The sequence below is a fragment of the Paraburkholderia sp. genome, assembly GCF_035501035.1.
Lineage (GTDB): Bacteria > Pseudomonadota > Gammaproteobacteria > Burkholderiales > Burkholderiaceae > Paraburkholderia.
On sequence record NZ_DATJWR010000021.1, the window covers coordinates 1 to 12115 of the forward strand.

Below are 12115 nucleotides of genomic sequence, written 5' to 3' on the forward strand. Positions count from 1 at the left end.
CCATGTCGGCGGTGCGATTGGCGGCATTCTCGCCGCGCGTCTCTTCACTCGAACGGCCCGCACGCATCGGTCTTGAAGTCTTGTCGCGATCCCGCGCCACGAGCCGGTGCACTACCTTTCCTGACTGCACAGGATCACTAATCAATCGGAGCCAACATCAAATGACCAACGATATCAGGGTGCGCCGCGTGAGCACCGAAGAAGCCGACGCATGCGCGCCCGCGCTGGCCGAGGTGCTGATCGATTGCGTGGAAGGCGGCGCTTCGGTGGGCTTCATGCTGCCGATTTCGCGCGATACGGCGCTCGCCTTCTGGCGCGGGGTGGCTCAGGGCGTGGCGCGCGGGGAGCGCGTGCTGCTCGTGGCCGAGAATGCGCAGCAGTGCATTGTGGGCACGGCACAGCTCGTGACGGCGCAACCCGAGAACCAGCCGCATCGCGCCGATGTCGCCAAGGTGCTGGTGCACCGCGCCGCGCGCGGCCGCGGCGTGGGGCTGCGCCTGATGCAGGCGATCGATGATGCGGCTCGCGCGGCGGGCAAGTCGGTGCTCGTGCTCGACACCGTGACGGGCGGCGTGGCCGAGCGCCTCTATGCGCGCGCGGGCTGGCAGCGCGTGGGTATGGTGCCGAACTACGCGCTGATGCCGGACGGCACGTTCTGCGCTACGACCTTCTATCACAAGCAGCCAGGTCAAGCCGCTCGCAGCGCCTCCGAAGGCCGCATGCCGAACATGCGCCGATAATCCGCGGAAAACTGGCTCAAATGCCAGAAGCCCCAGGCGGCGGCAACGTCCTGCACCGAACCCGCCGCCCGCCCGCACAGATCGCGCCGCGCCCCGTTCAGGCGCAGCGCGCGCAGGTAGGTGGCGGGCGCCATGCCGAGCACATCCTGGAAACAGTACTGAAGCGTGCGCCGGCTCACATGCAGTTGCTCGCAAAGCTCGGGGACGCCCACTGGCCGCGCCCGATGGGCGAGCACGTAGTCGCGCGCCTGCTCGACGATCCAGCGCCGCCGCGAAATGTGCTCGACGGCCTCAGAGCCGCTACCCACGCAGGCGTCAAATAGCGCGGCGAGCACCTCGGCCTGCACCTCGTTGCGTTCGAAATCGGAAAGCGGTGCGTGCGGTGCGTCCGCATGCGCATGGTCGTGCTCGCCGTCGAGACGCTTCGCTAGCAATGCGCAGAGGCGCTCGATGCGCGCCGCGCCTGCCTGCACGATGGGCGTGCGCGCCATACGCTCCTCTAGCGATGTTCGCTCGACCGAAGCCGCATAGTGGCGCAGCACGTCGCCGCGCACGACCACGCCGTAGATCGAGAATTGCGCCGGTGTGAGCAACTCGAACTCGACGTTGCCGGGTCGCAGGGCGAACGCGTCAGCCGCGATGGGTTGCGCGTCGATGCGCGCATGTCCTTCTCGCGCAACCGGAATGCCGAACCAGTACGCATCGCCGCGCACCTCGCACGCCTGGCGCAGCGTGTGGCTCGTGGTCTCGCGAAACACCTTCATCGCGTCGAGCGGCAATTCCGTCAAGAGGCCGCAGAAGCGGCCCGCCGCGAGTTGGTCGTAGGTCTGCCGCCAGCCCACGAGGTTGCGCGCCTGCTCGTCGGCGTCGTGCGCGACGCTGACCACGGGGCGGCCCGCGGGAACCGCCGCGCCCTGCGCGTTGCACTGTGTGTCCTCGGCCGTGGCTTCGGTACGCTCAGCCGTTTCGTTCATCGTTGCCTCGCTTGCATTCATCCGGTCGGCCAATCATGCAAGAGTCGCGCCAGCGTGAAAACCAGGGCGAACGGCCAAGGACGCGCGCACCGCTGCTCCACGGCGGCGCAATGAGTTGTCGCATAGGTGCTCAATCGCGGCGCAGGGGCGTTGCGCACCGCTGCAGTGCATCGTTTGCTGTGCGGGGTCCGAGCGGAGGATGGCCCGCGCGGCGCCATGCAACACGCGTCGCACGTGGCGTGTCGCGCTCAGGCAAGCTGTGCGGCCGGTGTCCCTGCGGGCAACGAGGCGTCGCTATCGTCCTTCTGGCCGACGCCGGCTTCCGACAAGCGCCGCCCCAGATCCGGACGGCACGTGAACCAGTCCGTATCCCTCTACTGTGGACGGAACTGACTGTGCACATTCACGTGCAACGTCTCGCGCCTGCCTACGATCTGCCATGCGTACCGAGGCGATTGATGATGACGGCGCGCGGCTCGATGCCCACGGCAATGGCGTTGCGATGCGCATGGTAGCGTTCGAAGGCCGCGTAGCAGTCCGGAGTGGTTTCCGGCCAGTGATCACGCTCCTCCAGACGTGCCCCTTCGGGAGCGGGAACGTAGCGCGTGTGGACGATCAGTGAGCAGCCATCCCACCGCTGTGCGCGACTCGTTGTCCAACTGAGGTTGATGTTCTGCGCTGCCGCTGCGCTGTAAAACCGCGATTTCCGGATGCCGGAGAGAAATTCCCGATCGGCTCCTGGACTCAGGCCGCAAAGGGACACGGGGACGCCTTGTGCGGACATGCTCATGGCCTCAGCCGCCTTGGTTGCGTGGGCTTGTGCGGCCTTTTTAGCAGCAGGTTGAGAAGCTCGCGCAGACGATTCTGCTGTCACGCCATCGCCATTTGCATCATCAGATCGGTAGCTGTGACGAAACGGATTTCGATGCCGGCGTGAGTCGCTCGGTACGCCAATGCGCGAGAACACCGGCGGCTAAGAGCACTGCAACTCAGCCGATTGATGAGATGGAAAACGCGTCCGCATGCGCATGTCCGTGTTCGCTGTCAAGACGCTTCGCGAGCAACAGGCAACGGCGTTCGACGCGCGCCAAACCGGCCTGCACGATAGGTGAGCATGGCCTTCGCGCACGACCGGAGTGCCGAACCAGTACGCATCGCCGCACACATCTCACGCCTGGTGCGGCGTGTGGCTCGTTGGTCTCGCGCACCACCTTCATCATTTCGAGCTGCAATGCTATGAAGGTGCCGACGGAGCGGCCCGCTGCGAACAGGTCGCCGGCCTTCCGCCGGACCACAAAGCGGCATGCCTTTCGTGGGATTCGTGCGAAGGCATGGTTTGCTGCGCGGAGTTCGTGCCGAGGATGGCCCGAGCGGCGCGATACAACACGCTTCGCATGAGAACATTCACGCTCTGTCGATTTGCGCGGCCTGTACGCCCGCGGCCAGCGAGGCGTCGCTATCGTCCTTCAGGCCGACGCCGGTCAGCCCGAGCCGCCGCGCGTGCGTGAGCAGGTAATGCAGCTTGTGCGCGGCCGCATCATAGGGCAGCCCTTGTGGCCGCACGTTCGAGATGCAATTGCGCTGCGCGTCGTGGCATCCCACCCTGGGCGCGTAGGTGAGGTAGACGCCGAGGCTGTCGGGCGAACTCAGACCGGGCCGCTCGCCGATCAGCATCGCGACGAGCTTCGCGCCCAGCAATTCGCCGATCTCGTCGCCGAGCGCCACCCGCGCCTGGCGCGCGACGACCACGGGCCCGATGCGCCATCCCGCAAGGCGCTCGCGCACAGCCAGCAGCAGCGGCACGGCCTGCTTCGCGGCGGCGAACGCCGAGAGGCCGTCGCCGATCACGAACACGACTTCGGGCGGCTCGCCTTGCGCCAAAGCGGCAGCCGAAGCCGCCGATTCGGCCAGCGCCGCCCGGCTCGCTTCCGACAAGCGCCGCCCCAGATCCGGCCTGCGCAAATAGTGCTGCCTGTCGGGCGCCGCGCTCTCGACGCCGAGCGTCGCGAAGCCCTCGGCTTCGAGCGTGCGCCGCAACGCCTCGGCGTCGAGCGGCTGGTGCACCGCGTCGCGCGCCTGCGCATGTGAAAGATTGAACGCGAGCAACGGCGCGGTGGGCAGGCCGTTGCCCGCGCGCCCCAGCGCGATGCGCGCGTTCGTGAACGCCTTCAGGCCGCCCCACGGATTCTTTTCGACGGCTTCGCTCATGCGTCGATCCCCATCCATTGATACGCGCCCGCAAGCAGCGGCACGCGCGCCGAGGCCGGCAGGAGCGCGCCCTTCGCATCGACGATCTCCATCGTCTCCAGCCACTCCTCGAACTCGGGCGCGCGGCGCAGCCCGAGCAGATCGCGCACATAGAGCGCGTCGTGAAACGACGTGCTCTGATAGTTGAGCATCACGTCGTCCGCGCCGGGAATGCCCATGATGAAATTGATGCCTGCCGTGCCCAGCAGCGTGAGCAGCGTGTCCATGTCGTCCTGGTCGGCCTCGGCGTGATTCGTGTAGCAGATGTCGCAACCCATCGGCACACCTAGCAGCTTGCCGCAGAAATGATCTTCGAGGCCCGCGCGGATGATCTGCTTTCCGTCGTACAAATACTCGGGGCCGATGAAGCCCACCACCGTGTTGACGAGGAACGGCTCGAACTTGCGCGCGACCGCGTAGGCGCGCACCTCGCACGTTTGCTGGTCCACGCCGTGATGCGCGTTCGCCGAGAGCGCGCTGCCCTGCCCGGTTTCGAAATACATGAGGTTGTTGCCGACCGTGCCGCGCCTGAGCGAGAGCGCCGCTTCGCGTGCCTCGCCGAGCAGCGCGAGCGAGATGCCGAAGCTCGCGTTCGCTTTCTCGGTACCCGCGATCGACTGGAACACGAGATCGACGGGCGCACCTTTCTCGATTGCCGCGATCGTGTTGGTGACGTGCGTGAGCACGCAGGACTGCGTGGGCACGCGGTAGCGCTCGCGAAAGCCGTCGATCATCGCGAGCAGCTTCACGATGGCCGCAAGGCTGTCCGTTGCCGGATTGATGCCGATCATCGCATCACCACAGCCGTACATCAGACCGTCGAGCATCGAGGCTGCGATGCCCTTCACGTCGTCGGTTGGATGGTTCGGCTGCAGGCGCACCGACATGCGGCCAGGCAAGCCCACGGTGTTGCGAAAACGCGTGACCACGGGGCGCTTCTTCGCCACCGCGATCAGGTCCTGATTGCGCATGAGCTTGGATACCGCCGCGACCATTTCCGGCGTGAGGCCAGGAGCCAAGCGTTCGAGCGCCGCGCTATCGGCCGCGCCGGAGAGCAGCCAGTCGCGGAAGTCCCCCACCGTGAGGTGCGAAACAGCGGCAAATGCGGCGGCGTCGTGATCGTCGACGACGAGTCGCGTCACCTCGTCGTCTTCATAGGGAATCAGCGCCTGCGAAAGGAACGCCTTGAGCGGCACCGCCGCCAGCGCCATTTTCGCGGCGACGCGCTCCTCCTCGCTCGCCGCCGCGACGCCCGCGAGCTGGTCGCCGGAGCGCAGCGGGCTGGCCTTCGCGAGCAGCGTCTTGAGATCCGCGAAGCGGTACGTGCGCGCGCCGATCGTCTCCGTGTAGTTCATCCTCTGGACTCCTGCAGAACCTGCGGCTCACTCCTCGAGCACCGCTTCGCCGGGCATGGCGTCGCGCTGGGCGCGCGTAGCGAGAAAATACGCGTAGCCGAGCGCGAGAAACACGACGAAGACCCCTGCGACGAGCGCATTGAAGTACACCATCGTGCCGAGGCACACCACCGCGGCCACGAGCGCGAACGCCGGAAAGTACGGGTACAGCGGCGCGCGGAACGGCCGGTCCATAGCCGGCTGCACGCGACGCAGCTTGAAGAGCGCCGCCATGCTGACAATGTACATCACGATCGCGCCGAACACCGACATCGTGACGATGTTCGCCGTGAGCGTCTGGCCGCCGAACTGGATCAGCTCGTCGCTATAGATCGCGGCGATGCCCACCACGCCACCCGCGAGAATCGCGCGATACGGCGTCTTGAAGCGCGGGTGCACCTTCGCGAGCCACGCGGGCAGGTAGCCTTCGCGGGCGAGCGCGAAGATCTGCCGCGAGTAGCCGAGGATGATGCCGTGAAACGAGGCGACGAGACCGAAGAGGCCGAGCCAGACGAGCATGTGCATCCAGCCGCTATGCTCGCCCACGATGTACTTCATGGCCTGCGGCAACGGGTCGTTGATATTGGCGAGCTTCGTCCAGTCGCCCGCGCCGCCTGCGAACACCATCACGCCCACGGCCAGCGCGACGAGCGTGAGAATGCCCGCCACATACGCAATGGGAATCGAACGACGCGGATTCTTCGCTTCCTCGGCCGCCATCGCGACGCCTTCGATCGCGAGGAAGAACCAGATTGCGAACGGAATCGCGGCGAACATGCCGTGAAACGCGCCGAGCGAGAAGTGATCGCTACCCGACCAGCCGCCCTTGAGGAAATGGCCCCATGCGAAGCCCGGCGACACCACGCCCATGAATACGAGCAGTTCGAAGATGGCGAACAGCGTGACGATCAGCTCGAACGTTGCGGCGATCTGCACGCCGACGATATTGAGCGCCATGAACACGAGATACGCGCCCATGGCTGCATGCTTCGGTTCGAGCCCGGGGAATTGCACGTGCAGGTACGCGCCGATTGCGAGCGCGATGGCAGGCGGCGCGAACACGAATTCGACGAGTGTAGCCGCGCCCGCGAGATAGCCGCCCGCGGGCCCGAACGCACGCCGCGCATAAGCGAACGGTCCGCCCGCATGCGGAATGGAGGTGGTGAGTTCGGTGAAGCTGAAGATAAAAGTGGTGTACATCGCCGCGACGAAAAGTGCGGTGATGACGAAGCCGAGCGTGCCGGCGCTGGCCCAGCCGTAGCTCCAGCCGAAATATTCGCCGGAGATCACGAGGCCGACTGCGATGCCCCACAACTGCCACGTGCCGAGCGTCTGGTTGAGCGCCGGCTGGGTTGCCTTGCCGCCTGCGGCGGCGCGGGCGTTGGACTCGCGTTGCATGGTTTTCTCCCTCTGGATGGCCCGCGCGGGCGGCCTGCCGTGGCCGCCAAGGGCGAGTGAAACCATGCTATTGGGTCATTAATCGACGTGTTATCGAAAATCGGCAAACCTTGCACGCGCTGCGGCACGCGGCGCGCGTTTGCGCCATACCTTGCAGAATGCTTTCGACCATCCCGTCTACGGCGGCCAGGACATGCGCTTGAGCAACTCTTTTCCGAAGCGCAGGCGATCTTGCGCCTTGCAGCGAGCGGGGCTATTGACTGAGCCAGACGTGGCAGCAGAACACTGCCACGAACGGTCGATGCGCTGCGTGTGGCATCGAATCATTGCAATCCTGATCAATATTTGAAGGACGAAATAGCGAAGGTAGCGAATCCGGAACAGGACACGGACTCCCCCAACCTCGATCATGTCCGGGGAAAGATGTGAAATCGAAATCGCGCGACGCCATGGCTACAACTCGCGATGGTTGCCATGCGCGTCCACCAGCACCGGATTCTCGAAGCATGGGCTGGTCAGCACCCAAACGTTATCCAGAAGCGGCACCACGCCAGCGGCGTCGCGGTAGAACTCGGAAAGCTGACGCGGATGCACGATCAAGGCGCTGGGACTCTCATCGTGCTCGGCCATGTACCGGCAGATACCCTGCACGAGTCGCTTCGACGAAGTGCCGAGCATCTTCGCCTTCCTTGCCGACGCAACCACTTCTGGGCCGGCTTCGGTACCATGCCCGGGCAAGCGCTCCGGGTCCAGCCGGTAGAGCCCACCCGTTTCGCTCTTCAGCGCCGGCTGATCCAGATGCAGGTCCACCAGGACCGTCAGCCCGCAAAACGGTGCAAGATGGTGAGTCTCACCCCTGCCCAGCGCGAGCACATGCGCCTCCTGCACGAGAAGCACGGTTGGCTTGTGCCCATATATCTGTTCGAATTCAGGGATGCCTCTCGTGACCCGCTTGCGAAGTTCACCGATGATTTCTCGTTTGCTCATGGAAATCACGCCCTATGATTTTTGGTTCGGTGGCGCGTGCGGGGGTCGATCGCCTCAGGCAAATGCTCAAGGATCATCGACATGCAGGCCAGTTCGGGCGCGCTTGCGGCAAGCGTCACCATGACCAGCAATCCATCGAAAACCATCACGTCTTCGCCCGTCGTTCCGAAGAGTTCCCGCGCGAAGTCGGGAGACATGAAAAGCGCATCGGGCTGGCAACCGTTGCGCTCCACGAACCTCGGGATCATGTTTTGGATTTCCTCTCGGAACAGCTCGAGAAGTTCTTCTTTACTCATTTGCCGTGCTCCGGGTGGGTCTGCATTGTACTTTGAAGGAATCCACGTTAAATGCGAACTCCGCCTGGCAAAAGACTAAAATTCCCGCCCTGTGAATGCTTTGTTAAAAAACTGTTAGTCATGCAGATTGAGTAAGCTGAATTCGTGTATTAATGAACACGCGATTATGAGACGCAGCAAGTCGCTTGCTGCCCATAGCGGACGTATAACGTTGCGATGGGTCAGGGAACTAAACCAATGCATCGTCGACCGAAATTCGGGACAACGGATCGCAGCCACCTTCATCATTTCCATGAGCAGGCTTCATGGCCCACATGCGATCAACATCGGCTCCGAGCCGCCCTCGACACCCCCCCCTCTGGCCGCCGAGCGCATCGGCGCGGCCAGTCACTCTCGCAGCCCGAGCCCTCTGCCAAACCATCCCGTCGCGCACAAGCCCGCCCTTGCATCACCTGATGCGCGCAGGCGCATACTCACGGGCGCCCACTTATAATCGAAAATCGGACCGACGGCGGGCGCGTCCCGCCGCCGCGCTTTTTCTGGGTTTTCGCACGCGAAGAGGAACGCCGCATGTACATCGCCATGAACCGCTTCAAGGTCGCATTGGGCTCCGAGGCCGCATTCGAGGAAGTCTGGGCGAACCGCGACACGCATTTGAAGGAAGTGCCCGGCTTTATCGAATTTCATCTGCTCAAAGGGCCGCAGCGCGAAGACCACGTGCTCTATGCGAGCCACACGATCTGGGCGAGCCACACACACTTCGAAGACTGGACGCGCTCCGAAGCTTTTCGGGCCGCCCATCGTAATGCGGGCAACGCGGGCGGCACGAACCGTCCGGTCTACCTCAGCCATCCCGAATTCGAAGGCTTCGAAGTCGTGCAAACGGTGAAGTAGGCGAAGTCAGTGAAGCAGGCGCCGCATGCGAAACCACAGTACGTGCATCGGTAAAACTGCACACGCGCTGCGCCAAAGCTACATGCGCGCAACGCGGACCGCGAGCGGACCGCATGCGCGCAGCCCTCTCAGTACATGGCACCTGCAGGGTGCAAAAATCTCGCCAGGCCCCGCGCATCGGCCCTTGTCGGCGCCCGTCCCGCATCTCTCCGCCGCGCCACAGCTTATTGCGCCTCATTGGCCCAAACTTTGCTTGACTGAAATCCACGCCTTTGCGCGCACGCGCGCGGGCGGCGCGCTCACGCACGCCGCTCGCGACCGGCCACTGCGTTCCCAACCGTCGAGCCCATGAGGAAGAAAACCGCCCCCCGCATCGTAGAAGGACAGCCGTTTCCGCTCGGCGCCACCTGGAACGGGCGTGGCGTCAACTTCGCGCTCTTTTCCGCGAATGCGACGAAGGTCGAGTTGTGTCTCTTCGACAAGAACGGCGTGCGCGAAATCGAGCGCATCACTCTGCCCGAGTACACCGACGAAGTGTGGCACGTGTTCCTGCCCGATCTCGAGCCGGGCGCGATCTATGGGTATCGCGTGCACGGACCCTACGAGCCGCAGAGCGGCCACCGATTCAATCCGAACAAACTGCTGCTCGATCCCTATGCGAAGGCGCACGTAGGCGCGCTGCGTTGGCATCCGGCCGTGTTCGGCTACACCATTGGCAGCCCCGAAGGCGATCTCTCCTTCGACACACGCGACAGCACACGCTACGTCCCACGCTGTCGCGTGGTCGATCAGACTTTCGCCTGGCACCATCCTCTGCGTGATCGGGAACGCGTGCCCCGCGAGCGTACGATCCTCTACGAGACGCATGTGCGCGGCTACACGATCCGGCATCCCGACGTACCGCCCGAGGAACGTGGCACGTTCGCAGGCCTCGCGCAAACGCCGGTGCTCGAATACATTCGCGGGCTCGGTGTGACCTCCGTCGAATTGCTGCCCGTGCATACGTTCGTGAACGATTCGCACCTGCTCGATCGCGGCCTCGTGAACTATTGGGGCTACAACACGATTGGCTTCTTCGCGCCTGATCCGCGCTACTCGGTGGGCGCGCACGGCTCGATCGACGAATTCAAGAACATGGTGGACCGCTTCCACCAGGCCGGCCTCGAAATCATTCTCGACGTGGTCTACAACCACACGGCCGAAGGCAGCGAGCTGGGGCCCACGCTCTCGTTTCGCGGCATCGACAATGCTTCGTACTACAGATTGCCTGACGAAAAGCGCTACTACATCAACGACACCGGCACGGGCAACACGCTCAATCTCTCGCACCCGCGCGTACTCCAGATGGTCACCGACAGCCTGCGTTACTGGGTGCTCGAAATGGGTGTGGACGGCTTTCGCTTCGACCTCGCGACGATCCTTGGGCGCGAACCCTATGGCTTCGACGAAGGCGGCGGCTTTCTCGACAGTTGCCGCCAGGACCCGATCCTTTCGAGCGTGAAGCTGATTGCCGAGCCGTGGGACTGCGGACCGGGCGGCTACCAGGTGGGTGGCTTCCCGCCCGGCTGGGCCGAGTGGAACGACCGCTTTCGCGACACCACGCGCGCCTGGTGGAAAGGCGACGAAGCGAGAGCCGCCGACCTCGCCACACGCCTGTGCGCTTCGGGCGACCGCTTCAACCGGCGCGGCCGGCGGCCGTGGTCGAGCGTGAACTTCGTCACCGCGCACGACGGTTTCACGCTGCACGACCTCGTCTCGTACAACGAGCGCCACAACGAGGCCAACGGCGAAGACAACCGCGACGGCCACGGCGACAACCTCTCATGGAACTGCGGCGCCGAAGGCCCGACCGACGACGCGCATATCCGCGCGCTGCGCGAGCGCCAGAAGCGCAACTTCCTCGCTACGCTGCTGCTTTCTCAGGGCACGCCGATGCTGCTCGCGGGCGACGAGTTCGGCCGCACGCAGCGCGGCAATAACAACGCGTACTGTCAGGACAACGAGATCAGCTGGGTGGACTGGGAGGGCATCGACGATTCGGGCCGTGCGCTGGCTGACTTCGTGCGCAAGCTCACTGCGCTGCGCCACGCGCTACCTGTTCTGCGGCGTAACCGATTTCTCATTGGCGAGCATAACGAAACACTCGATGTGACCGATGTCGAATGGATCTCGCCCGCAGGCGTGCCGCTTGCGTCCGGGCAATGGGATGACGCCGCGATGCGTTGCTTCGGCATGCTGATCGATGGGCGTTCGCAAACGAGCGGCATCATGCGTCTCGCCTCTGATGCAACCATGCTCATCGTGCTCAACGCGTACCACGACATGGTGGAATTCACGCTGCCTTCCGTGCCTGGTAAGGACCAATGGAGCTGTCTCATCGACACGAACATGCCCGTGCGCGACGAACTGCCCGAATTCGAGGCCGGTGACGTCTACCAGGTCACGGGCCGCTCGCTGCTGCTGTTCGCGCTGCATGTGCGCGGTGCGACGCAGCGCGTGTTTCAGCGGCTGGAAGAGAATCTGACGGGATGAATGGCACGCCCCTGCAGCCCATGCCTGCTGGCACGGCGAGCACACGGGCCCGGGGTACGGTAGCCGCCCTGCAGGGCGACGTCGCCCGGGATTGACAGTTAGTTGCGCAATTGAATAACCGATGTGCCTGCGCGTGCGAGAGGTTTTGCGTACCTCAGCGCAACACCGCAGACATCGCCGACAAGCAATTGAGCGTGCGCACGAGATGCTCCGCAGAGGGCCTGCAAAACGGATCACGCACCCCGATACGCGCTCGACGTCCGGCCACTGTCCAAATAGATCGGCAAGCGCACTCGTCTGCGTGTGCAGTTCGCACACGCGCACACGCCGCGGCGCGCAAGCGTGATCCCACCACGCGCCGTCGCGCGCCACCTGCCCAACGGCCTCGCGCGCCGCCTCGCGAATAGGCTCGCGGCTGGCGGTCGGCGTCAGCATGTCGCCGCTCGCGTGTGCGCAGGCGCGCTTGACGACTACGAACTTCGCGTCGGGAAAGGCTGGCCGCGTTTCCCTTTCGAACACGTCATCGCCGCTCAGCAGCGCCACGCGCGCGCCATACTCGTTTGCCAGCGCGCCATACAATCCCGCTTCGCCAGTATCCGTGCCATCCACGAGCACGCGTGCGAACGCAAAGCTATTGATCGTGTGCGCGAGCA

General features: G+C 64.4%; 10 protein-coding genes and 1 pseudogene. 3 read left to right on the forward strand and 8 right to left on the reverse strand.

What is annotated here, in order from left to right; all coding sequences use genetic code 11:
- Window positions 1-161: 161 nt before the first annotated feature.
- On the forward strand, window positions 162-740 hold the full coding sequence (locus tag VMJ11_RS01430) for a GNAT family N-acetyltransferase (RefSeq protein WP_325616172.1): 579 nt from the start codon (window positions 162-164) through the stop codon (window positions 738-740).
- Here the strand turns inward: VMJ11_RS01430 and VMJ11_RS01435 are convergent.
- The 7 genes from VMJ11_RS01435 to VMJ11_RS01465 all read right to left on the reverse strand — a co-directional run bounded on the left by VMJ11_RS01435 (window position 689) and on the right by VMJ11_RS01465 (window position 8036).
- Window positions 689-1714 carry a helix-turn-helix domain-containing protein gene (locus tag VMJ11_RS01435; protein ID WP_325616173.1) on the reverse strand — a complete coding sequence of 342 codons (1026 nt, stop codon included), beginning with the start codon at window positions 1712-1714 and terminating at the stop codon, window positions 689-691. The two genes, VMJ11_RS01430 and VMJ11_RS01435, sit on opposite strands and share 52 nt — an antisense overlap.
- 427 nt (window positions 1715-2141) lie before the next feature.
- Window positions 2142-2504 carry a hypothetical protein gene (locus VMJ11_RS01440; protein WP_325616176.1) on the reverse strand — a complete coding sequence of 121 codons (363 nt, stop codon included), beginning with the start codon at window positions 2502-2504 and terminating at the stop codon, window positions 2142-2144.
- 614 nt (window positions 2505-3118) lie between these two features.
- A complete protein-coding gene (gene eutC / locus VMJ11_RS01445; protein ID WP_325616178.1) occupies window positions 3119-3922 on the reverse strand; it encodes an ethanolamine ammonia-lyase subunit EutC in 804 nt (267 codons plus the stop codon).
- Window positions 3919-5316 (reverse strand): ethanolamine ammonia-lyase subunit EutB, encoded by a 1398-nt coding sequence (locus VMJ11_RS01450; protein WP_325616181.1) that lies wholly within the window; start codon window positions 5314-5316, stop codon window positions 3919-3921. Before VMJ11_RS01450 ends, eutC begins: the two co-directional genes overlap by 4 nt.
- Before the next feature lie 27 nt (window positions 5317-5343).
- Window positions 5344-6753, reverse strand: coding sequence for an ethanolamine permease (gene eat / locus VMJ11_RS01455; protein WP_325616182.1), 1410 nt, complete (start codon window positions 6751-6753; stop codon window positions 5344-5346).
- A gap of 453 nt (window positions 6754-7206) precedes the next feature.
- A complete protein-coding gene (locus tag VMJ11_RS01460) occupies window positions 7207-7740 on the reverse strand; it encodes a hypothetical protein (RefSeq protein WP_325616184.1) in 534 nt (177 codons plus the stop codon).
- Between the two features lie 5 nt (window positions 7741-7745).
- Window positions 7746-8036 (reverse strand): hypothetical protein, encoded by a 291-nt coding sequence (locus VMJ11_RS01465; RefSeq protein ID WP_325616186.1) that lies wholly within the window; start codon window positions 8034-8036, stop codon window positions 7746-7748.
- 570 nt (window positions 8037-8606) lie between these two features.
- Between VMJ11_RS01465 and VMJ11_RS01470 the strand changes: the two genes are divergently transcribed.
- Window positions 8607-8930, forward strand: a complete 324-nt coding sequence (locus VMJ11_RS01470) for an antibiotic biosynthesis monooxygenase (RefSeq protein ID WP_325616188.1) — start codon at window positions 8607-8609, stop codon at window positions 8928-8930.
- A 348-nt stretch (window positions 8931-9278) separates the two neighbouring features.
- Window positions 9279-11462, forward strand: coding sequence for a glycogen debranching protein GlgX (gene glgX / locus VMJ11_RS01475; protein WP_325616190.1), 2184 nt, complete (start codon window positions 9279-9281; stop codon window positions 11460-11462).
- Between the two features lie 154 nt (window positions 11463-11616).
- On the opposite strand, the pseudogene VMJ11_RS01480 reads toward glgX, so the two are convergent.
- Window positions 11617-12115: pseudogene (locus tag VMJ11_RS01480) on the reverse strand (M55 family metallopeptidase); the annotation flags it as partial.